Annotated in this window: 16 protein-coding genes; 5 read left to right on the top strand and 11 right to left on the bottom strand. The window is 55.4% G+C overall.

What is annotated here, in order from left to right; genetic code table 11:
• Both KCG39_RS08880 and KCG39_RS08875 read right to left on the bottom strand, forming a co-directional pair.
• Positions 1-3,063 (bottom strand): efflux RND transporter permease subunit, encoded by a 3,063-nt coding sequence (locus tag KCG39_RS08880; protein ID WP_004122215.1) that lies wholly within the window; start codon positions 3,061-3,063, stop codon positions 1-3.
• Positions 3,063-4,148, bottom strand: a complete 1,086-nt coding sequence (locus tag KCG39_RS08875) for an efflux RND transporter periplasmic adaptor subunit (protein WP_004122212.1) — start codon at positions 4,146-4,148, stop codon at positions 3,063-3,065. The genes KCG39_RS08880 and KCG39_RS08875 overlap by 1 nt, the downstream gene beginning before the upstream one ends.
• A gap of 533 nt (positions 4,149-4,681) precedes the next feature.
• Here KCG39_RS08875 and KCG39_RS08870 point away from each other — a divergent pair.
• From KCG39_RS08870 to KCG39_RS08855, 4 genes are all read left to right on the top strand, one after another.
• Positions 4,682-5,113, top strand: coding sequence for a universal stress protein (locus KCG39_RS08870; RefSeq protein ID WP_142468201.1), 432 nt, complete (start codon positions 4,682-4,684; stop codon positions 5,111-5,113).
• A gap of 50 nt (positions 5,114-5,163) precedes the next feature.
• Positions 5,164-7,851: a cation-transporting P-type ATPase gene (locus tag KCG39_RS08865; protein WP_142468200.1), complete on the top strand. Its 2,688-nt coding sequence runs from the start codon at positions 5,164-5,166 to the stop codon at positions 7,849-7,851.
• Positions 7,852-8,019: 168 nt separating this feature from the next.
• Positions 8,020-8,949: an alpha/beta hydrolase gene (locus KCG39_RS08860; RefSeq protein ID WP_004122203.1), complete on the top strand. Its 930-nt coding sequence runs from the start codon at positions 8,020-8,022 to the stop codon at positions 8,947-8,949.
• Positions 8,950-9,458: 509 nt separating this feature from the next.
• Positions 9,459-10,646: an OmpP1/FadL family transporter gene (locus tag KCG39_RS08855; RefSeq protein WP_142446689.1), complete on the top strand. Its 1,188-nt coding sequence runs from the start codon at positions 9,459-9,461 to the stop codon at positions 10,644-10,646.
• A gap of 980 nt (positions 10,647-11,626) precedes the next feature.
• Here the strand turns inward: KCG39_RS08855 and KCG39_RS08850 are convergent.
• Complete coding sequence (locus KCG39_RS08850) at positions 11,627-12,724, bottom strand: GGDEF domain-containing protein (RefSeq protein ID WP_004122194.1); 1,098 nt, start codon at positions 12,722-12,724, stop codon at positions 11,627-11,629.
• A gap of 813 nt (positions 12,725-13,537) precedes the next feature.
• Here KCG39_RS08850 and KCG39_RS08845 point away from each other — a divergent pair.
• Positions 13,538-15,169: a mechanosensitive ion channel family protein gene (locus tag KCG39_RS08845; RefSeq protein ID WP_112166260.1), complete on the top strand. Its 1,632-nt coding sequence runs from the start codon at positions 13,538-13,540 to the stop codon at positions 15,167-15,169.
• A gap of 10 nt (positions 15,170-15,179) precedes the next feature.
• On the opposite strand, the gene KCG39_RS08840 is transcribed toward KCG39_RS08845, so the two are convergent.
• From KCG39_RS08840 to KCG39_RS08805, 8 genes are read right to left on the bottom strand one after another with little or no spacing between them, the layout of a single operon-like run.
• Positions 15,180-16,181, bottom strand: a complete 1,002-nt coding sequence (locus KCG39_RS08840) for an HAD family hydrolase (RefSeq protein ID WP_087829036.1) — start codon at positions 16,179-16,181, stop codon at positions 15,180-15,182.
• A complete protein-coding gene (locus tag KCG39_RS08835) occupies positions 16,178-17,191 on the bottom strand; it encodes a BatD family protein (RefSeq protein ID WP_049114542.1) in 1,014 nt (337 codons plus the stop codon). The genes KCG39_RS08840 and KCG39_RS08835 overlap by 4 nt, the downstream gene beginning before the upstream one ends.
• On the bottom strand, positions 17,188-18,705 hold the full coding sequence (locus tag KCG39_RS08830) for a VWA domain-containing protein (RefSeq protein ID WP_142468198.1): 1,518 nt from the start codon (positions 18,703-18,705) through the stop codon (positions 17,188-17,190). Before KCG39_RS08830 ends, KCG39_RS08835 begins: the two co-directional genes overlap by 4 nt.
• On the bottom strand, positions 18,702-19,679 hold the full coding sequence (locus tag KCG39_RS08825) for a VWA domain-containing protein (RefSeq protein WP_004122177.1): 978 nt from the start codon (positions 19,677-19,679) through the stop codon (positions 18,702-18,704). Before KCG39_RS08825 ends, KCG39_RS08830 begins: the two co-directional genes overlap by 4 nt.
• Positions 19,672-20,112: a DUF4381 domain-containing protein gene (locus KCG39_RS08820; protein WP_211811585.1), complete on the bottom strand. Its 441-nt coding sequence runs from the start codon at positions 20,110-20,112 to the stop codon at positions 19,672-19,674. Before KCG39_RS08820 ends, KCG39_RS08825 begins: the two co-directional genes overlap by 8 nt.
• Positions 20,113-21,018 carry a DUF58 domain-containing protein gene (locus tag KCG39_RS08815; protein ID WP_123829143.1) on the bottom strand — a complete coding sequence of 302 codons (906 nt, stop codon included), beginning with the start codon at positions 21,016-21,018 and terminating at the stop codon, positions 20,113-20,115.
• Positions 21,018-22,016, bottom strand: a complete 999-nt coding sequence (locus tag KCG39_RS08810; RefSeq protein ID WP_049114546.1) for an AAA family ATPase — start codon at positions 22,014-22,016, stop codon at positions 21,018-21,020. Before KCG39_RS08810 ends, KCG39_RS08815 begins: the two co-directional genes overlap by 1 nt.
• Positions 22,013-23,308 (bottom strand): anaerobic sulfatase maturase, encoded by a 1,296-nt coding sequence (locus KCG39_RS08805; protein WP_142468197.1) that lies wholly within the window; start codon positions 23,306-23,308, stop codon positions 22,013-22,015. Before KCG39_RS08805 ends, KCG39_RS08810 begins: the two co-directional genes overlap by 4 nt.
• Positions 23,309-23,377: the final 69 nt, after the last annotated feature.

The raw sequence follows: 23,377 nt of genomic DNA, 5'->3' as shown, positions 1-23,377 counted from the left end.
TCATGGTTGTCGCTTCATGTCCTTATTGTGGAAACAGGCGTAAATCACCGGCAGAACCAGCAGCGTCAGAATAGTAGCAAAACCCAGACCAAACATGATAACAACCGCCATGCTCTGGAAGAAAACGTCCAGTAATAGCGGCGCCAGGCCGAGCACGGTGGTAAACGCCGTCAGCAGGATCGGGCGCAGACGCGAAGTGGCGGCATAGATAATGGCCTCCTGTTGCCCTTTCTCCTGCTTCTGCTGTTCAATCTCTTCTACCAGCACGATGCCGTTACGGATCAGCATGCCGCTCAGGCTCAGCAAGCCGATTAACGCCATAAAGCCAAAGGGGATGCCGGTAAGCAAGAAGCCCGGCGTTACGCCAATCAGAGCCAGCGGTACGGTCAGCCAGATCGCCACCGCGTTTTTCAGTGAGCTGAACATCAGCACGGTAATCACAAACATCACCAGGTAACCCAGCGGCAGGGTAGTGAACAGACCCTGCTGCGCCTCGCTGGAGTTCTCCGCATCGCCGCCCCACTCAATGCTGTAGCCGTGCGGCAAAGCGATCGCATCAATCTGCGGCTTCACGCGGGACAGGATATCCCCCGACGTCTGGTTGCTAAGCGGATCGGGATCGGTCTGCACCGTCAGCACGCGGCTGCGGTCGCGGCGCAGGATAAGCGGATCTTCCCATTCGAGGTGAAAACCGCTAACCACGTTACTGAGCGGAATATACTGCTGGCGGCTCTGGCTCCAGACCAGCACGTTGTTCAGGTGATTCGCGTCCTGGCGCTCAGCGGCCGGGGGGCGGACGACCACTGGCAGCAGGTCGGCTCCCTCGCGGTACAAGCCCGCGCGGCTGCCGGAGAAGTTCATCTCCAGCGCGTTATCAATATCCTGTTTATCTACCCCCAGCTCGCGCCCAAGCGAGGTGGAGTACTGCGGGCGGATGACTTTGCTGCGGTTTTGCCAGTCATTCCGGACACCATCGGTAGCCGGATCTGCGGAGAGAATATCGCCAACCTGGCTGGCGAGCAGGCGCAGGCGGTCGGGGTCCGGACCTTTAATCCGCACCTCAATGGCGCTGTCGCCGGAAGGGCCGAACATCACGCGTTTCGTGCTGGCGTTTACCTGCGGGTAGTTGCGCGCAATATAGCGATCAACATGCTGCGTCAGGGCGGCAATATTGCGCTGATCGTCCATGCGCACCATGATTTGCGCATAGTTGCTGTACTGCCGTTGTCCGCTATAGGTGAGGATAAACCGCATGCTGCCCTGGCCAACGGTGGCCACGGTGGTGACCACCCCGGGCTGGCCGTTAATGGTGGTCTCAATATCGCTGGTCATCTTTTCGGTGGTCGCGATATCGGTACCGTACGGGAGCCAGAGATCGACAAAGAAAATCGGCGTATTTGACGAGGGGAAAAAGTTTTGCCGCACCGATCCAAACCCCCAGATAGCGGCGGCCAACAGCGCCGCCATGACGGTCAGGGTGAGGGTTTTGCGCAGCAGAAGGGCTCGCAGAGCCTGCTGATACAGGCGGTAAAAGCGCCCGCCGTACGGGTTGGCGTTGGCCTGCGCTACCGGCTGCGATTGATTTTTAAACAGCCACCATTTGATTAGCACCGGCGTGATGGTCAGCGCCGAGAACCAGCTCAGCATGAGCGAAATCAGCAGCACCTGGAACAGCGATTTACAGTATTCCCCGGTCGAGTCCTGCGACAGGCCAATCGGCGCAAAGGCGAGAATGGCAATCACCGTTGCCCCCAGCAGCGGCAGCGCCGAACGGCGGATCACATAATTTATCGCCGTAAGCAGCGTAGACCCCTGCTGGCGGGCGATCAGCACCCCTTCAACGATGACGATGGCGTTATCAACCAGCATACTGAGGGCGATAATCAGCGCCCCCAGCGAAATGCGCTGCAGCTCGATGCCCCACAGATACATGATCAGCAGCGTGCCGAGCACGTTGAGCGCCAGCGACAGGGCGATAATAATGCCGCTGCGCACGCCCATAAAGATCAGCAGGACCCCAACTACAATCGCCAGCGCCATCAGGAAGTTAGTGATAAAACCGTTGACCGAGTGGGCGACTTCCGCCGCCTGATCGTAGAACAGGTCAATGCTGATCCCGGCCGGTTTTTCCGCCGACATTTGCTCCAGCTTGCTCTCCAGCGCGCGGCCAACATCAATCACGTTAACCCCGGGAATAAACGATACCCCCATGGTGACCGCCTGGCGGCCATTGGCATGGTAGATGCTGGCGGGCGTTTCGCTCAGCCCGCGCGATAGCGTGGCGATATCGCGCAGCCGCGTCGCCGTTCCCGAACCGTGCGGGCTGATTAACAGGTCGCCGAGCTCATCGAGATTGGCAAATTCCCCCGTCGGGTGCAGACGGATCGACTCGCTGCCGGATTTAATCTCGCCGGCGTTAGAGACCACGTTCAACCGGCTGAGGATAGCCGCCAGCTGGTTGAGCGTGATGCCGCGGGCGGCCATTTTCGCCAGCGAGATATCGATGTTGATTTGCTGAGGGATCGCCCCGCCGATAGCGACTTTACCGACGCCGGGAACCAGCACCAGCTCGCGGCGCAGCTGCTCGGCGTAGCGAACCAGTTCAGGATTGGTAAAGCTCTCGCCGGAGATAGCAAAGAAGAAGCCAAAGACATCGCCAAAATCGTCATTGACAAATGGGGAGGAGACCCCGGGAGGAAACTGACGGGCGGCGTCGCCCACACGGCGGCGCAGTTCATCCCAGATTTGCGGCAGCTCGCTGGAGTGGTAGTGCGAGGCGATATTGACGGTGATTTGCGACAGGCCGTTGGAGGAAATTGAACTGACGTTGTCGAGATATGGCAGCTGCTGCAGCGCGTTCTCGAGCGGCAGGGTGACTTCTTCTTCAACCTGCTGCGCCGACGCGCCGGGATAATGGGTGATCACCACGGCGGTTTTAATAGTAAACGCCGGGTCTTCCAGGCGGCCAATATTCAGCAGGGCGAAGATCCCCCCGATGCCCAGCAGCAAAATAGTCAGCCAGACGCGGATCGGGTTGTTAATAAACTGGCGGGAGATATCCATTACAAACCTCGTTCACGCGTCCAGATACGAACCGGCTGTTGCGCATGCAATTCGCTGACGCCTGCCGCCACGACACGCTCGCCGACGCTGAGCCCTTCGGTGATCACCACGCCCTGAGAGGTGACCTGACCAACGCCGACTTTTCTCTCTTCCAGCTTAAGCTGGTCGCCGCTGCCCTGAACGACCCAGACGTGGGGGTCATTGCGCGGGCGATTATCCGGGTTAAACACCGCTTCGACCGGCACCACCACCGCATTTTTACCGGCGCTGGCGGGCAGGTTCGCCAGGTTGATTGTCACCGTTCCGCTCACGCCGCCCACCGCGGGAAAGTCGGCCGGTCGCGGCATGGTCAGGATGATTTGCCAGGTGAGCGTATTGCTGTCGCTGCTGCCGGTGTGCTCTTTATATTCAGCGGTAAACTGGCGGTCCGGCATGGCGTTAATTTTGACGACCGGACGATACTGCGCGTTGCGAATATCGAGCGCGGTAAAGAGATTTTCCGGAACGCTAAACACCACGTCGAGCAGATCGGTTCGCGTCAGGGTCACAATTGGCTGCCCGGCGGCAACCACCTGATGGTTACGTACCGGGACGTAAGCGGCAACGCCGCTGAACGGGGCGGTCAACGCCATTTGCGACAGCTCTTCGCGGGCGATTTTCAGCGCGGCGTTGGCAGCGTCGCGGTTGGCCCGCTGGATATCCATTTCCGCCTTTGAAATCGCCTGGCGACCGGCCAGCGTCTGGAAACGATCGAACTGCCGCTGGGCGAGGGTAGCGGCGGTCTGCCGTTCATTCACTCGCTGCTGCGCTTCCCGTGCGCTGAGGCGGGCAAGGGTCTGCCCCTGAGTAATAGCGGCTCCCTGACGCACATCAAGCGATTCAATCTGCCCGCCGCGTTTAAATGATAAATCGGTGGAGTCCCCGGACTCAATGCGGGCGGGGAATACGCGCTGCTGTGAATCACCGATGGCAACCACCTCGGCGACTTTAACCATCCGCGGTAGCGGGGTAATTTGAGGTGCTTTCCGATCGCAAGCCGTTGTTATTAAAATAACAAGCGGAATGAGAGAAAAATAACGGTTCACTGTATTCCCCTCGGAGTTAAAGGCTATGTTTTACATATTGTTCACAATCGCTGGTTTTATTCAGCGAGCGCCGAGACAACGAAATAGGTAATTAACCCGGTAGCCGTACAAGCGATTATTGCCAGGGCAATAAACAGGCTCAGGCGAAACAGACTGTAACCGAACATCGTTCCTCCTTTAGCTTAAATAGCTGGCTAAGTAAATTCTTATCTTAATAATTATTGTGGGGCGCCAGAAAACGAGCAAGCCACTGATAATGAGGATAGTCGTAGTAAAACGGAAATGTTAAAAAGAGCAAAAATTATGGCGATGTCGACGATTTTACCGGGTTTGTAGTCGAATTGTCTGGCGGTGCCAGGCTCTGTGATATTTTTCAATATATTAATTGGCTGCTTAATAATGTTAACCGTGGTGTGCTACGTTTAATTATAGCCACGCATCTAACAGATCTTGTTCTTGAGATTGCTTCCTCAGCGCCATTGCCTGGGCTGTTGTCACCACCTTTTTTTATAGGTAATAAAAGGATTGTCTCTATGTATAAAAATATCCTCGTGCCGGTTGATGTGTTTGAAATCGGTCTTGCCGACAAGGCCATATCTCACGCCCGATTCCTTGCGCAAAGCTCTGCTGGAAAGATTCATCTCCTGCACGTTATCCCCGCTTTTTCCCCGATACTGACGCGCGGTTTTATTTCCGATGCACGGAAAATGGAAGACTATCTGATTAATACATCTAAAGAAAAGCTGGATGAGCTCAGTAAAAAACTCTCGCTGGCGGAAAACGATATCGAGATTCATATACGCAGCGGCAACATTCGCGATGAAGTGACCAAACTGGCCGATGAGCTGAAGGCGGATGTGGTGATCGTTGGTTCGCGCAATCCCAATATTCAGACCCATCTGCTGGGGTCAGAGGCGGCAGGTATCGTTCGTTATGCCCATGTTCCGGTTTTTGTGGTGCGTTGAGGACGGCCTGAGGCTGTCCTGATTTCCGTTACAGGAGTGAGGAGATAACTATGAATACAGAAAAACCGGGCGGCCCGTTTTATCAGCTCTCCGTAGAAGACACGCTGACCAGCACCAACAGCACCCCGGAAGGCATCAGCGGTGCCGAGGCATCGGCGCGCTTGCAGCAGTATGGTGAAAATGCGTTGCCGCAAAAGGCCGGGAAGCCGGCGTGGCTGCGCTTTCTGGCGCATTTTAATGATGTGCTGATTTACGTCCTGCTGGCGGCGGCGCTGCTGACGGCGGTCATGGGCCACTGGGTAGATACCCTGGTGATTCTGGGCGTAGCGGTGATTAACGCGCTGATCGGCCATATCCAGGAGAGCAACGCGGAGAAATCGCTCCAGAGCATTCGCAACATGCTTTCCAGTGAGGCGGTGGTGATTCGTCAGGGTAATCATGAAACGATCCCGACTACCGCTCTGGTTCCCGGCGATATCGTGGTGATCCGCGCGGGCGATCGAATACCTGCCGACCTGCGGGTTATCGAAGCGCATAATCTGCGGGTGGAAGAGGCGATTCTGACCGGTGAATCGACGGTGGTGGAAAAAAGCATCGAGGCGCTTAGTGGCGAACTGCCGCTTGGCGATCGCACGAATTTGCTGTTTTCCGGCACCACGGTGAGTTCGGGCGGCGGAAAAGGTCTGGTGGTGGCGACCGGCGGCGATACCGAGCTGGGCCACATTAACCAGATGATGTCGGATATCGAAAAACACCGTACTCCGCTGCTGGTGCAGATGGATAAGCTCGGTAAAGCCATTTTTATCATCATTCTGGTGATGATGGCCGCGCTGTTTGTCTTCAGCCTGCTGTTCCGCGATATGCCGGTTTCCGAGCTGATGCTGTCATTGATTAGCCTCGCGGTGGCGTCGGTGCCGGAAGGGCTACCGGCGATTATCTCGATTATCCTCTCGCTTGGCGTACAAACCATGGCCCGGCAGAAGGCGATTATCCGCAAACTGCCGACCGTGGAAACCCTCGGCGCGATGACGGTGATCTGCTCGGATAAAACCGGGACGCTGACCATGAACGAGATGACGGTCAAAGCCGTTATCACCGCCGATAAGGTTTATCGGGTGGAAGGCGACAGCTACGAGCCGGTAGGGAAAATTCATCCGATCGATGAACCCGCCCCGATAACCGTTGCTCCAGGCACGCTGCTGGAACGCTATCTGCGCACCATCGATCTGTGTAATGACAGCCAGCTTATCAAAGATGAAAGCGGGCTGTGGAAAATTACCGGCGGCCCGACCGAAGGGGCGCTGAAGGTGCTGGCGGCGAAAGTCCCGCTCCCGGCGGTCAACACCGAGCTGCGCAGTAAAATACCTTTCGATTCACAGTACAAATATATGTCGACGCTGTACCGCATTGGCGATGAAGAGATGATTTTGCTTACCGGCGCGCCCGATGTCCTGTTTCGCCTGTGTCAGCATCAGCAAACCGACCATGGTCTGGAGCCGCTCGACCAGCCTTACTGGGAAGCGAAAATCGAAGAGTACGCGCGGGAAGGGCTGCGGATGGTGGCGGCGGCGTGGAAACCGGCAGCCAACGGACAAACGGAGCTTGGCCATCAGGATTTACAGCAGGGCGTCATTCTGCTGGGGATCGCCGGGATGATGGATCCGCCGAGACCGGAGGCGATTACGGCGATCGGCGACTGCCTGCAGGCGGGGATCCGCGTGAAGATGATCACCGGCGACCACCCGCAAACCGCCATGAGTATCGGCAAGATGCTGGGGATCGGCAATGCGGAAAACGCCATTACCGGACGCGAGCTGGAGGTGATGGATGATATTCAGCTTAGTGAAGCGGCGCAGAAATTTGATATTTTCGCGCGTACCAGCCCGGAAGATAAATTCCGCCTGGTCCAGGCGCTGCAAAGCAGGAAAGAGGTGGTCGGGATGACCGGCGATGGCGTGAACGATGCCCCGGCGCTGAAGCAGGCCGATGTCGGGATCGCCATGGGGATTAAGGGCACCGAAGTGACTAAGGAGGCCGCTGATATGGTGCTCACCGATGATAACTTCGCCACCATCGCCAGCGCCGTCAGAGAAGGGCGTCGGGTATACGATAACCTGAAGAAAACCATTCTGTTTATCATGCCGACCAACCTGGCGCAGGGACTGTTAATTATTATCGCGCTGCTGGCGGGGAATTTAATACCGCTGACGCCGGTGCTGATCCTGTGGATGAACATGGCGACCTCCGCCACGCTGTCGTTTGGCCTGGCGTTTGAAGCCGGAGAGAAGAACATCATGCGGCGTCCGCCCCGCGATCCTAAGCTGCACGTAATGGACGGCTTTGCTATCTGGCGGGTAATTTTTGTCGGTTCGATGATTGCCGTTAGCGCCTTTGTGCTTGAGGCCTGGCTGCAGCCGCGCGGCTATTCGCCTGAGTTTATTCGCACGGTGCTGTTGCAGACGCTGGTCACCGCCCAGTGGTTCTATATGCTTAACTGCCGGGTTGCGGATGGCTTCTCATTGAGTAAAGGGCTGCTGGCGAATCGCGGGATCTGGATTGTCAGCGGGGTGCTGCTGGTGCTGCAGCTGCTGATTATCTACGCGCCGTTTATGCAGATGCTGTTTGGTACCGAAGCGCTGCCGTTCCGCTACTGGGTGATCACCTTTATTATCGGTTTTGTCATGTTCCTTATTGTAGAGGTTGAGAAACCGCTGACCCGGAGATGGCGCACCGCCTGATCCTTACCCTGAGGCGCTGCTGCGCACCTGTCCTGGCTACCCGTAAGATGATGATTGGATAGCCGGCCAGGTGCAAGGCGCCGCCCTGGGATACCCCCCTCAGCTTGCAATTGAGATTGATATTGGCAATCATTATCATTAATGATGGTGTGCTGGAAAAATCAATCGATGTTAATCCGTAAGTTTTGTTCTGCTTATCCGCCTAAAGGGCGAATTTTTATCGCCGCGCTGGTCTTCGCGTTTTACGGTATTAATGCTGACGCCAAACCGGATATGAGGCCACTAGGGCCGAATATCGCCGACCGCGGCTCCGCGTATTATCACTTCAACGTTGCTTATTTCGATTCCCTTGACGGCGAACGGCATTATAAGGTCTGGACCGCGATACCGAACGCGGCGCCGCCAGCAGAGGGGTATCCGATTCTCTACGCTCTGGATGGCAACGCGGTGATGGACCGGGTCTCCGACTCGCTGCTTGCGCAGCTTACGCAAAAAACGCCGCCCGTGATTGTGGCCGTGGGCTATCAAACGGCATTGCCCTTTGATCAGAACGCCAGAGCCTATGACTACCGGCCGGCCGTAAAGGAGGATCCTGCCGATAGCGGGTGGGACGCACGCAAAAGCGGCGGTAGCGAGGCATTTCGCCTGCTATTACAGAATACAATCGTGGAAAACGTTGAGCGCGGGATGAAGATTGACCCGCAGCGACGGGCGATCTGGGGGCACTCCTACGGAGGATTATTTATTATTGATTCCTGGCTGGCATCATCCCGCTTCCGGATCTATTTTTCTGCCAGTCCTTCCCTGGGACGAGGCAATACCTCGCTGTTAGATAAAATGGCCGAGGCAAAAGCCGATGCGTTTAGCCAGAAGTCCCTGTACCTGATGGAAGGGGCGGTTGCGACGCAGCGTGTCTCTTCCGCAGGGGCAGAAGAGACACGGGGCAACGTCCTGCAGACGGTTTCTCTGCTCAAGAAAAAGGGCGTGGCGGTCAACTGGTGGCCTTATCCCGGGCTGACTCACGGGGAGATGTTTAACGCGTCGTTGCAAAGCGCGCTGCTGACGATGAGCGGTTATCCGCGGGGAACGGGCAAGTAGCCGAGCGTTACTTTCGTATGCCGCCGAAAGCTAGCATGAAGGTAGTGAATGACGTTCAGATGATGTGGCCATCGTTTGCCGCATAGCCTGAGCGCATCGCGCAGGATTCATTCACCCGGGCCGACAGCATCTTCCGGCGGCGTTTACCCTGGTGGTCGACGCGCTGCGCTGGCGTCACCAAGGCTAAAATTGGCCTCCATGAATCTCTTTAACTTATTTGCTGTTTTTATTTTGTGTTGGCATGCTGTTCCTGAATTTCACAGAAGACGTATCCGCTTAAGCTGGGTATTTATTATCGTCCCTGTGGATATTCGGACGCCTGGTCGCAATATTTAATATTAGACAAAACTTACAGAGACCTGAGTAACGCGGTTGTTTATAATATTAGGTCATTTAATAATCTGGTTATATGCAAAATAGATAGCAAGTTCTAAAATTATACAGGACAAGAAAATAGACTTTTTTGCAAAAAAATAGCTCATCGTTTTATTCAAGTAGTAGGTAACATAATGAGAAAAAGTATAATTATTATCTGTGGGTTATTTTTTTCCGCAGTAAGTCATGCGAGCGCGCTCTATTTTTACGAAGTGGGTACGGAAGATGCTGCGCTGGCCGGAGCGGGGCAGGCTGCACGCGCGCAGGATGCGTCAACGCTTTTAACTAATCCGGCAGGAATGACGCGATTACCCGATCATATGCTGACGGGGGGAGTACAGGCTATGGGAGGTGATATATCCTATAAACTGGATAATGAATCGAGCGGGCGTCAAAGTCCGGGCAATGTCATGAACCTGTTTCCTAATGCCAGCGTGTTCTATACGCAACGGCTGAATGATTCCGTGTCCGCGGGACTGGGCCTGTACAGTAACTATGGACTTGGTATTGATTTTGGCAACTGGGCAGGCGATCGACTCATCAAAAAAAGTACAATGGTAGCGATGACGCTCAGCCCGGCAATTGCCTGGAAACTCAGTGATAACGTTTCCGTCGGCGCCGCTGTAGGACTTAATTACGGCTACCTTTCTTTAACCCGGAATGTTGATAGCCGTGATGAACGACAAAATGACCACGATTGGGCAATGAACTACCGCCTGGGCATATTGATGGATCTCACCGACCAGACTCGAGCGGGAATAACCTGGACAAGTAAAACTGACTATCACTTTAGTATTGACGGCAAGGCACGTTTTCCGAACTTGCCAAACGTCGAGTACGATCTACCCGTGGCGGCTCAAGTCCGCGCGCCTCAGCAGGTCATGCTGAGTCTGGTTCATGATGTAAATAAATATTGGTCGGTCATGGGCGATCTTGGTTGGCAGGACTGGAGCCAGTTTGGTAGCCCGGATATTACGATTAATGGCCAATCGGGCAATAGAAACAACCGGTTAAAAGATACCTGGCATACGGCATTAGGCGTTCAGTTCCGGCCTGACGAGCGATGGCGCCTTAACGCGGGTGTCGCTTTTGACAGCACGCCATACAACACCCAAAGCGATGTCGCTCTGACTCTACCTACCGGTGATGAGTGGCGTTTTGCGACCGGGGCGCAATATCAAATGACATCGGCGAGTAATATCGGATTTGCGGTTGAATATCTGCATATGCAATCATCTCAGGTGAATTCCGCAGCTTTCGCTGGAGAATATAATAAACCCTGGCTATGGTTCGCCAGCGTAAACTACAGCTATCAGTTCTGATCTGTAAACCAGGCATTTAGTTTGGCTAGCATGACGATAGGCCTGCAGTGGCAGTCGTGGCTGCAACCGGCTAAAAGGACGGCGGAGATGGTCACCGGCTATCGCTATCGTACCGGCGGCGCTGGAGATAGGTGACTAAAAAAGCCTCCTTAAATTCCCATAAGGAGGCTTTTTTTAGTCTTCAATAATGGTATTCAGTAATTCGCTCAGCGTACGCAGTCCCGAAATATTCTTCTCTTTCAGATAACGATTGTTTATGACGTTTATCTTGTAAAGCCTGACCAAAGAACAGTATGCCTGATAGGTCTGACTATGGGTATCGACCAGTTCATCGATATGGCTTTTCTGCAGGTGTTCTTTTTTTAGCTGGCGATATATCTTTTTGAGCAGAGACTTATTTTTATCATGTAGTGAGGCATAGCTCGTAGAGTCTATCGGTGACCCCGGGTGCTTATTGTAGATGATAGGTATCTGTATTACATGTAGTTTGCGTAAAATACCCGGAGGTGATGTTTTGCAGGGGGCAACGACGCCCGAGAGTATAATTTGATGGAGCTTCCGCATTATTCTACCTGTGTTATGAGTGAGATGTATTAATTATCACGCTACGCATTGTGGGTGCAAATTCAATTAGTTTAAAATTAAATGTTTTGCGGGTTAATATTTAAAAGGCAATATTAATGTATTTTATTTTGCAATGTATGTTATGAGCATGTCATAAAGATAATAATGACTTCCTGTCAGGCATGCTGCGGGGACTGCGTTAATGCGCCACATCAGTTACCCCTTGTATATGACTTAGGTCATTGGTATGCTCAATTTGAGAGAGGGGGGCTTATTCAATGGCAGTGATTAAATACTTAAAACCGCGCGTAGCGGTATTTTTTTTGCGAACACTAAACGCGCCGTTGGTTGATATAGGGCGATGAATACTGGAATTATGTACTGGCGTCAGCAGGGCACTTTTTGCCGCGACATGATCATCTTTTTGCTGCGGAAACCTGGTTACGTCCGGCCTGTTTTGCTTTGTAGAGCTCCTTATCGGCTTTTTCTGCCAGTACGGCAAATGAATAACCCTTGACCCATTGAGCAACGCCAAAGCTGGCGCTGAGCCAGGGCGAAAGTTGAGAACCCCGATGTGGGATCTTCGCTTTTTGAATATTGGTACGAATGCGTTCTGCAATCATCACGGCTTCAGCCATTTCATTGCAATGAGTCAATATGACAAACTCTTCTCCGCCAAAGCGAAACGCTGTGTCAGATGTTTTACGTAATGACTGGTTGATGCATTTCGCAACGCTTAATAAACATTCATCACCGGCAATATGCCCATATAAATCGTTATATTGTTTGAAATAGTCGATATCCATTATAATCATGAATAAATTACCACCTGAGTGCGGCAGTCGTTGTGCCTGTTCCTCAAAATGGGTTAACAGACTGCTTTTATTTAACAATCCCGTTAAGGCGTCACGATGAGCAAGGTGGGTGAGTTTTTTAATGAGTAGATTCTTTGCGTATTCACTTTGTTGGGTTCGGGTGTACCATTCAAGCAATATGTAGCGAGCGGTTATCACGACAATGAAAATAATGACAGAACCAGACAGTTGCAGAAAGTTAAATTTATCATAAGCGGTGATTTCGCTTAACAGCATGGCGATGCTGATCGGTACGCTAAATAATAGCAATACAGTGCCGGAGATATAAAAGGAGATGGTGGCGGGTAACAGCGTGCTGATGAGCAATGAAAGCGTTAATGAAGGGTTATTGTAATGTTTGACCATCATATAGAACATGGCGCCCCAGAGGATGCCTTGTAGTAGCGCGTATGTCGGTAGCAACCTGGCGAGATATTTTCTGGAGATCAACGCCTTTAACGTAAATCCCAGCGCTGAAAAAAGCGTGGTTGCTATACATAGCATATTCATCACCTCCCGATAAAAGTCATTCGGGGTATGTATAAAATTGTTCAAAATCAACCACAAGCAAAAAACGATGTTAAGGCTCAGGAACCAGACCAGGTTCCATGAGTTAACAATATCCAGGTTTTTATGGTTTTCATTCGTCGTATTAATCATGAACCGATCTCGGTGGCGCAGAAGAGAATAATGTCTATATCCGTCATATCTTCAAATTACCTGTGCGTTGGCTTTGTTACTCAGCTTATCCATGAGCCTCGGCCTTACGGGGCGCCATGACACAGCGTTCAAATCTGTTCCAGACAGATTTGTCATTCGCCCCAGCACGTAGTTATCTATGCTCCAGGTGACTAATGAGAGGCTCCTGCCTCTCACCGACTTCCAGCCTTCGCTGGTCAAATTTGTTGCCGACGAATTTGTCACTTCAATGCCGCCTTTAAGCAACGCGAATTATTTAGGGTATAAATATAACCAGTTATGGCCCGGATGGCGAATCTCGTTCGTTGTTGAAATCCAATAATAAACATATTTTTATTATAAAACTCACGCCATCCTGATTAACTGACGATGACGGCGTCAACTACCCTCACACAGGGGATTATTCTGCAACGCTTACCGTGAGTATCACTATGACTTTGGTGGAAATGAGTTAATACCTCTCATATTTAACGGAGTCCCTTGCCTTTAAAGCGAAAGAGGTCATCGTTAAACGGACAGAAGATCTGTACTTTATCAAACTAGGGCAATCACCGTCTGTCTGGCTGCTGACGGGACTTTTGGGTTAAGGTAAATCGTAAAGTACGGATAATGAATATTGGTAGAGATATATTATTTAATTTCCAGGTTGCGTATCTGAAACGCAAAAAAGTGACGTGTTCTTGAATTCACGCCGCTCTGGTCTAAGCTCAAAAAGGCGAAAGCGTGTCGGGTTGTTGTAGCATAAAACAATAAATCTCTCTGTAGGTGAAGGTCATGAACAGGGCAATTTCCCGGGTAGTTCTGTGGTTTTTTGTTTTGATGGCTTATCCTCTACAGGCCGCGGAGCCACGTCAGGCACCTTCAGCGCAAGAACGGGCCCGAACGGTTTATGTTTTCCACCAGCCGATAGTGATGCTTCAGGCGAAGTTTGGCTTAACCACGCCGGAAGAGCGCGTACTGCGCATTCGCAATACCCTGCGCGGCTTTAGCCGTGAAGACGTGGCAAAGCCCCTGACTATTGTCCCGGTGACTCGATATAACCAGGCGGGACGCCTGATCGTGATGAACGGCAAACCGGTGATGCTGCTGGTGGAGGCGGATCTCGACGAAGGCGACGATCTCACCCTCGACCAGGCGGCATCTCGTGTCTTAACCCGGCTGGAAGCCCAGCGAAAGGCGCTAAGAGACCAGTACGATCACCGCAGTCTGGCGCTTTCCGCACTAAAAACCACCGTTGGCGTGGCGGCGTTACTGGCGCTCTGGTTCGTTCAGTACCGATCCTGGCGCTGGGTGCGCCGGGTTTATCGGCGCAAAATAATCGATAATAAAGGGCTTATTCCCCAAACCTGGCGACGCTTTTTAGGTGAGGTTGAAAGCCGTCTGTACGCGCTACTGATGCTACTGCTGGGTATCACCGCGATCTATGTTTTGCTCCGCTGGGCCTTCAGCCTGTTTCCCTGGACGCGCGTCTGGGGCGAGTCCCTGGGCGACTGGTCGATACGTATCGTCAGCCAAATCTCTTACTCCATCGTCTCAGCGCTGCCGGGACTGCTGGTGGTGCTTATTATCTTTGTGATGACCTCCGTCATCCTGAAAATCCTCAAAGTGGTGCTAAACCAGGTTGCCACGGGACGCCTGTATATTCCCGGCCTGCATCCGGAAACGGTGGGGGCCACGCGCAAGCTGATTGCGGTAATCGTCTGGCTGTTTGCGCTCTCCGCTGCGTATCCCTTCCTGCCGGGGGCCAACTCGCTGGCGTTTAAAGGCATTAGCGTCTTCTTCGGTCTGATGCTCACGCTGGGGTCCGCGGGGGTAATGAATCACGCTATGAGCGGGCTGGTGCTGATTTACTCCCGGGCGCTGCGCAAAGGCGATGTGATCCGCATTGCCGAAAACGAAGGGCGGGTGACCGAAGTCGGGATGCTGGCGACCAAAATTGTAACCCGGGAAAACTACGTTATTACGCTGCCCAATGCGGTAGTGGTCAGCGGCAAAATTACCAACCTTAGCGTGCAAAACCCCGACGGCAGCGTCAACCTGACGCTCAACGTGACGATTGGCTACGACACCCCGTGGCGGCAGGTGCACAGCATGCTGGAGCTGGCGGCGCGGCGGGCGAAGTGCGTCGATCAATCCATCGCGCCGCGGGTGCGCCAACTGGCCTTAATGGACTGGTACACCTCCTACGAGCTGCAGGTCAGGCTGCTGCCGGTTGAGCAGAACGGTCCGGGTGATGGCCTGATGGCTGGGGCGCGCACCGAGATGCACAGCCTGATTCAGGACGTATTTAACGAATTTAACGTGCAAATTATGTCGCCAAACTTTGTGCTGCAACCCAATGAACCGGTGATGGTGCCCAAAGAGAAATGGTTTACCGCTCCCGCACAGCCGCCTGGAGAGGGGTAAACCTGATGGATTACTGCGCGGTTTTCGCCGGGCACTGCGCCGGGTCGAATACCGTTTTCCAGTCTTTTTGCATATCGACCACCACCCAGCCTCTCTCTTTGGCCTCTTTTAAGCCTTCCACCAGTTTACCGCTGGCCGGTGGATGGCTGTCGTAGGCGTATTCGCGCGCCGCATCGGTATGGTGCACCAGCAGCCCGAAGGTTTTGTAATCCGGGTTGCTGGCGGTGTACTGCATCATCGCCAGGTCGCCATCGCTGTTGCCAAAAGCCGCTACCGGGCGCTGACCCATAAACAGATGGATCGCCACCGGTTTGTTCGCCACATCGTCATTAAAGGCACCCTGCATAGTTTTGCGTATTTGCGAGCCATCTTTGGTCAACGAGAACTCGCCCAGGGCGAACGAACCGACGACCTGTTCCGGCGGAATGCCGTACATCTTCTCAGACAGCACGCGCATAAAATCGATGCCGCCGCCGGAGATAATCCACGTCTTAAAGCCATTTTCGCGCAGGTAGTCCAGCAGCTGACGCATAGGCTGATAGCCCAACTGGTTGTACTGACAGCCAAACCGCGGGTCTTTGTGCGTATCGACCCAGCTGGCGACGCGTTGAGTGAACTCGTCGGTGGTGATATCGCTGTGGGTCAAGGCCAGCAGCTTGAGCAAGCCTTTTTCGCCCGCGGCCGCCACCGTTTTCAGATCGTTTTTCAGCGCCGCGCTGACCAGCGGATCGTTTTGCCATTCAGGATGTTCAGGCGCAAGACGCTTAACCTCATCCAGCACGAACTGGATCTGGAAGGTCATCGGCGCTTCTGGCCACAGGGTGCCGTCGTTATCAAACACCACGTAGCGCTTTTCCGGCGGGATAAAAGAGTGGCTGTTGGCATCGGTGGCATTGTGCACCCAGGTTTCTATAGCCCGTTTAGCCGCCGTGTCGTTCCAGGCGGAAAGCGGAGCCGCCGCAGCGCCGCCGCACAGGCTCACTAATAACATACCGATCAACGTACGCTTCATCGAGAACTCCTTTTTTCAGGGACCAGATCCGGCAGCGATGTGGGATGCCAGAAACGGTGCCATTGGTGAAAAACATACCGGGCGCTCTGCGACAGCGTACGGCGAAACATAAACAGCAGCGCGACCGTCGCAGCCAGCACCGCGACCCACAATGACAGCAGACCCCACGAGGTTGGTGCCTGGCCTTTGAGCGCCGCTTCCGCACCCGCGTTCGGCGCCGGGGCAATCTTGTACTCACTGCCCGGCAGTTCGGCGGTTTGCCACTGCTGATGGGCGGTATCCCACCAGCGTAATTTTATCGGCGGAAGGGCAACGGTACCGGCTTCCACCGGCAGATAGCGCAGCGTTTCGACGCGTTGGGCGCCGTGGATATCGCCGCGACCTGCCGTCACCAGAGTATTTTGCGGCGATAAACGTTGGGTGTGCGTGCCGGGAATGGCGTACAGCAGCGGCGGGATCTGCGTTGCAACGGCGTCGTCGGCGACCACCGTTACCACACGCTCAATCACATCTCCGGCGTGCAATTGTCCATCATCGCCGCTGTGGAACAGGGTAATTTTTTGGCTCAGCGACAGGCTGGCGGCGGGCAGGAAATGGTCCGGCTGTTGTACATCGTCAGGCCAGCTTACCGCCTTATCTAACGCCGGCAGTTTTACCGTCACCGGCGCTTGTCCGGCTCCGGTAAGCGTCAGCTCAAAGGCAGGAATATGCAGCTGCCCTTGATCCCAGGCCGTTACCTGACGTTCCATACGAATACCGCTCCAGCTGGTGCCGCCCTCATGACGGGTGAGCAGCTGATTGGGTTCGGTGGTGGTCAACAATGCGCCATTTTCAACAGGGAAATCAGGCCACTGCGGCGGCGGGTTAAACCAGCTATCGGTCCAGAAGGTCACGGCGATGCGCACCGGCTGACCGGGAGCAACGTGCTCTGGCGCGATAAGCTCGCGCGAAACCGTCATGGCCGCCTGACAGGGCAGCGTGGCAATCAGTAATAACCACAGCAGCTTCATTGCTGATCTCCTGACTGGGTGCGATAGAGGTTTTCCAGCAGGCCGGAAGGCGAAACGCTGAGATTCTCATACCACTGGTTCACCTGCGGGTTGCCTCCGACCTGCGGCTGAATATCTTTTTGCTCAACGCCTTCCTCGGGTTTGAGATCGTGTTTGATCTCATCCGGTTTATAGTCCTGCTCCTCGCCCTGCGCCGACTGGCGGTCGCGCTCTTTTTGCCGCAGCTGCATGATGATGGCGGCAATCTTCGCCCGGTTGCCCTGCGCCAGCTGCCAGTCAGGCCGCAGGCTGAGCGCCCGGTCATAGCTGTTGAGCGCCTGCTGCCACAGCTTTTGCTGCGCGTAGCTGTTACCGGTCCACAGCAGCGCTTCTGGCGTTTGTTCCGCCTGATGGAAAGCGGCGGTGGCGGCGGGGTAGTTCTCCGCCCGATACCAGGCGATCCCCTGCCGCAGCGGGTCGGTAAAACGCTGCGCGGCGGTGGTGTAATCCCCGCGTGCGAACGCCTGCTGCCCTTGAATATCGGGGCTGACCCACGCATCCAGCCATGACGCGGCGTGCCCGGCGGGCTGCCACATCAACAGCGGCACGATAAGCAGCCAGCAAAAAAGCTGGCGTCGCCACAGCAGTATGATGATCAGCATGGGAATGACCGCCAGCCAGCCGCTGTTGCGCCAGTGTAGATCGTTGCGCGCGTTGTTTTGCGCGCTGACGGACTGCTGTATATGGCTGCGGATCGCCGAAAAATCGCTGTCGTCCGACGTCACCAGGGTGACCGGAATACCGCCATCGCGGATCTGCTCAAAGCGCGCGACGTTAAGCCGGGTATCGGTGCCGCGACTGGCATACTTCTCCGGCAGCGTCCCGCCGTGGGCGGTGCCGGGAACCCAGATTTGCAGCGGTAGCGACTGTTTTGTCAGCCAGCGCGCATCGCGCTCATCGATATTATCCGCCACCAGAATGATGCTGCGCGGCGGCGAGGGCATATTTTTCATCGCCAGGGTCAGGGCCGCCTGTAGCCCTGATCCTTCACCTGCCGGAAGCAGGGCGGGGGACTGGGCATGCAGGAACAGAGCGTAAAAATCCTGATCGACGGTCAGCGGCGTGGTGAGCCACGCGCCGGACTGATACACCACCAGGCCAAAGCGGGTGCCGGGCATCTGCGCCATCAGCGACAGGATTTTACTTTGCATCCGCTGGTGACGGCTTGGCGCCAAATCGCTTGCCAGCATGGCGTTATCCTGCTGCAACACCACCATCACATTACTTTGCGGGGTTAACGCCGCGGGAAGCTGACGCTGCCAGGCAGGACCGGCGAGGCCGATAATCCCTGCCATCATCAGCCACGGCAGCGCGCGGGTTATTTTTCGTGGCTGATTGACGATAAGCGCGCGGGCAAGCGGCTTATCCATCATACGTACCCAGGCGCTGCGTCCGGCGGACGGCAGCCACCACAGCGCGAGGCACAGCGGTAACAGCACTAAAAACCAGGGGTGTAAAAAGTGGAAGTCGCTCATGCGCTTTCCTCCCTGAGTACGCGATAAAGGGCGAACGCCAGCAGCAGCAACAGCGCGGCGGCAAGCGGCCAGCCAAACAGCGGCTCGCGCCAGGACCAGCCGATACTTTTAACCTGCACCGGCGTGATAGCGTCAATTTCCTGCCATACGGCGTCCAGCGACGCGCCGCTGCTTTCGGCAGTCCACGCGCGTCCACCGGTCATCTGCGCGATTTCGGCGAGCAGCGGCAGGTCGACTTTATCGTCCCCGGTGCTGTTCACGTCGCCAAAAGCGATGGTGTGCACCTGTACGTGATGCGCGGCGGCCAGTTTGGCGGCAAGACGCGGCGTCAGCTGTGAAGCGGTATCATTGCCGTCGGTGAGAATAATCGCCAGCTTACTGGCGTCGGCGTTTTGCGCGGAATCGAACAGTTTCACCGTGACTCCCAGCGCGTCGCCGATCGCCGTCTGCTGCCCCACCATGCCCGGCGATAGCTGGTTGATTCGGGTTTCCAGCGCCTGTTTATCTTCGCTAATTGGCGCGAAGGGCCATGCGCCGTTAGCAAAAATCACCAGCCCAATTCGGTCGGACGGGCGGGCGGCGACAAATTTTTTCACCGAGGCCTGTACCGCTTCCAGACGGGTGCTGCCTCCGGCGACATCGTTTTTCGCCATCGAACCAGAGACGTCTAAAATCAGCATGATGTTACGCATCGGTTTTTCAATATGCTGCGGCGGGGTGAGCCATTCCGGACGCGCCATGGCGCAAACCAGCAGCCCCCACACCAGCCAGAACACCACGGCGGCAAGCTTACCGCTGCGCACAGGCTGGCTGTTGGGCTGGATCTCGTGGATAAGCGCGGGTAAAAACGGCACGCGCACGTATTCCTTTAGCGGCCGCGCTTTAGCCATAAAAAAGCGGCCCACCAACGGCAGCAGCAGCAGCAGCCAAACCCAGGGCCAGACAAAGTCCACGCGAGAGAGATATTCAGACATAGGGTAATCGCTCTATCCATGCATGTAACTGCGCACGCAGACGCGCGTTATCGTCGTCATTCAACTGGTTTTCACGCTGGCAATAGCGCAGGCTAAGCTGTTCGCGCAGCGCGTCGTCCAGCGGCACCTGTTGCAGGCATTGCGTCGGGTTGGACGCGGCGCTTATCGCTTCGCGCGGGTGATGAACCAGCAAAATGCGTTTAATCAGCAGCAGCCAGCTATCGGCGGTATGCGGCTGCGACAGGGCGCTTAGCGCCTGGTGACGCCAGACATTCCGCCGCCAGCGGGCGTAGCGAAACAGGGCGACGGTCAGCCCGGCAAGCAGAACCAGGATGCCGAGCACAACCCAGCCCGGCGGCAGCGGAAACCAGGAGGGTGAACCGGGCAGCGCCGGCTCCGCCAGATGGGGGACGGTAAAACCTTTCTCCAGCATTCAGACACCTCGCTGTAGCTGTCGCAGGAGATCGCGGGTGACCACGATTTGATTGACCCGCACGCCAAGCCGGGCAAGACGCGTCTCCTGCTGCGCCAGCCGGGCGGTGACGCTATGCACGATCTCGTCGCGGCGGGAGGGGGAAAGGGAGAAGGTTGCCTCCTGGCCTTCGTAACGCGCGGCAAGCTGGCCGTGGGTCGGCAGCCGCAGATGGAGATCGTCGAGCGTCACAAAGGCGCTGATCTCCCCCCGGCGGCGCAGCGCGGCCAGCAGGGCATCGCACTGGCTATCCAGATCGTGAAAATCGCTTATCACCGCAACCCAGCTCCCGGTAGGGATCAGCGGCAGGCTGTGGCGCAGCATATCGGCCAGCGACAGCGGATTTGGCGCTTCATGAGGATAGGCCTCGGCGACGGCGTGGTTATACTCGACGATGTCGTCCAGAAAGTGGGGCAGGGTCGCGTTCGGCGGACGACAGGCGCGCAGCGCGTAGTCTTTGTCGCCAAACACCGCGCCGCCCAGACGGTCACCGTCGTGCCAGCTGCGCCATGCCAGCAGCGCGGCAATTTTTGCCGCCGCCACCGATTTGGTCTGGACGCGGGTGGAAAAAAACATATCCCGACGCTGATCGACAAGCAAAAAGACCGGCCGCTCTTTTTCTTCATTGTACAGGCGGATCCACGGCGTACGCATACGCGCGGTGGTCTGCCAGTCCATCAGACGAACGTCATCACCGGGCTGGTAGCGGCGCAGACTGTCAAAATTAAGCCCGCGACCTTGCTGGCGCGAAATGCGCTCTCCGGCCAGCGCGTTGGGCGGGATTTGCCCTGGCGGATTGATAATAGAACGCGCCTGCGCCGCCAGTTTTAGCAGGCTACCACGCGAGACGCGGACGGCATCGCTCATTACGCCACCACCGCGTCGAGCAGCATTTGCACCGCATCGTCCGGGGTGCAGTTGTCGGCATTGGCCTGGTAGCTCAGCATCAGACGGTGACGTAGCACCGCAGGGGCTATCTTTTTGATGTCTTCCGGCATAACGGCGTCCCGGCCTTCCAGCCACGCCTGGGCGCGGCCGCAGCGCTCCAGCGCCAGCGTCCCGCGTGGACTTATCCCAAAGGTCAGATAGCTTGCCAGGGTATCGCTGACGTTTTCAGGGTGACGACTGAGATCCACCAGATTGACGATATAGTTTTCAATGGTTGGCGCGACGTGAACATGGGCAATCGCCTGCCAGCACTCGGCAATCTCCTGCTGCGTCAGCATCAGGGTTTCGGCGGCGGCGCTCGGCTGGTTTTGGCTCAACTGCTGATATTTTTGCTGCTGCTCGGCGCGAACCAGCTGCATCACCTTCTGTTCATTCTCTTTCGAGGGATAGCTCACCAGTACTTTCATCAAAAAGCGGTCAAGCTGGGCCTCCGGCAGGGGCCAGGTGCCTTCCTGATCCACCGGGTTTTGCGTGGCGAGAACCATAAACACCCCCGGCAGCGGCCAGGTTTTGCCCGCCACGGTCACATGGCGTTCTTCCATCGCTTCCAGCAGGGCAGACTGAACGCGGGCGGAGGCGCGGTTGATTTCATCGGCCAGAATCAGGTTGCCAAACACCGGGCCGGGACGGAACGTAAACTGATCCTCCTCGCGGGTGGCATTTTGCTGATAAATCTCGCTGCCGGTGATATCAGAAGGGAGCAGATCGGGGGTGAACTGAATGCGCCGATACTCGCCCTCCACGCGGCGGGCGAGTTCGCGCACGGCGCGGGTCTTCGCCAGCCCTGGCAGCCCCTCCAGCAGAACGTGTCCATCGCAGAGCAGGGCGATTATCAACATGCGCACCAGCTCTTCCTGACCCAGCACCTGCTGGTTCATTTTCTGCTCAAGTTCTAATAGCTTCTCGCGCTGCATCATCGTTTTAATCCTGAATAGTCACGTTTGATTAAGGTGGCTAATCCCACCAGCATCGGCTCGGCGTAGTTGAAGAAGGCTTTGATGCCCGGGCACAGATAGTTGAGACCCGTTTCGCCGTCCGGCGCGCGCACGATGCGGTTTTTCGGACACTCGCCCCAGCACATTTTTAAATACGGGCAGGCCTGGCAATATTTCGGCAGCGTATCGCGCTTGCCCATGCCAAAGGCTTTCTGCCGCTCGGAGAACGCCAGGTGTGACAGTTTCGTATTAGCGATATTGCCTATCTGGTATTCCGGGTAAACGTAGTGGTCGCAGGAGTAGATATCACCGTTTTTTTCAATCGCCAGCCCTTTGCCGCAGAATTCGGAGTGGGTGCAGATTTGCGCGGGCATGCCCAGCGTTTGCGCCACCGCCGTTTCAAACAGATTGACCTGAACGCGGCCTAAATCGTTGTTAACCCACTCCTCGAACACCGCAATCAGGAAGCTGCCCCAGTCATCCGGGTCAACCGACCAATCGGTCACGACAGAGTCGAGATCGCCGGGGCGAGCGCGGCGGCTACCGGTCAGCGGAATGGTGTCATCGCGCCAGAACTGCGGGGCGGTCTGTTTAAAATCAACCGGTTCCACGCACGGGTTAAACTGTACGTAGGTCGCGCCCAGTTCCTGGGTCATAAAGCGATAGACTTCAAGCGGGTAGCGGGCATTGGTGCGGTTGACGGTTACCAGGGCATTAAACGGTACGCCGTGACGCTTAAGCGCCTCAACCCCGGCCATCACCTTATCAAAGGTCGGTTTGCCGCTACGCGTGACGCGGTAGCGGTCATGAAGTTCCCGTGGGCCATCAATCGACAGACCCACCAGAAAATGATGTTTTTTGAGAAATTCAGCCCATTTATCGTTCAGCAAAACACCATTTGTTTGTAAGTCGTTCTCGATGCGCTGGCCGGATTTTTGGTACTGCTTTTGAAACTTAACCACTTTTTCGAAAAATTCGAGCCCCATCAGGGTCGGTTCGCCGCCCTGCCAGGAGAAGACCACCTGCTCACCGTCTTGCCCTTCAATATACTGGCGAACGAACTGTTCAAGCGTCTCATCGCTCATGCCGGTATGCCTGTCCTGGTGCAGCAGATCTTCTTTGTGCAGATAGAAACAGTAGGAACAGTCAAGGTTACAGGTCGAGCCGGTAGGCTTGGCCATTACGTGGAAGCGACGCTTATATTCAGGGCCTTTGCCGTTATATTTCTCGGCAGACGGTAATGCGGTAACGGGTAGTGTTGTGCTGTACTTCATCGTATGCCCCTGAGAAGTGATAACAAAAAGGTGAACTGATTTTTATCATCCAAAGCGGACAGGCTGCTT

The organism is Klebsiella pasteurii, from assembly GCF_018139045.1.
GTDB classification, from domain to species: Bacteria; Pseudomonadota; Gammaproteobacteria; order Enterobacterales; family Enterobacteriaceae; genus Klebsiella; species Klebsiella grimontii.
This window is presented reverse-complemented; position numbering and strand designations above follow the sequence as displayed.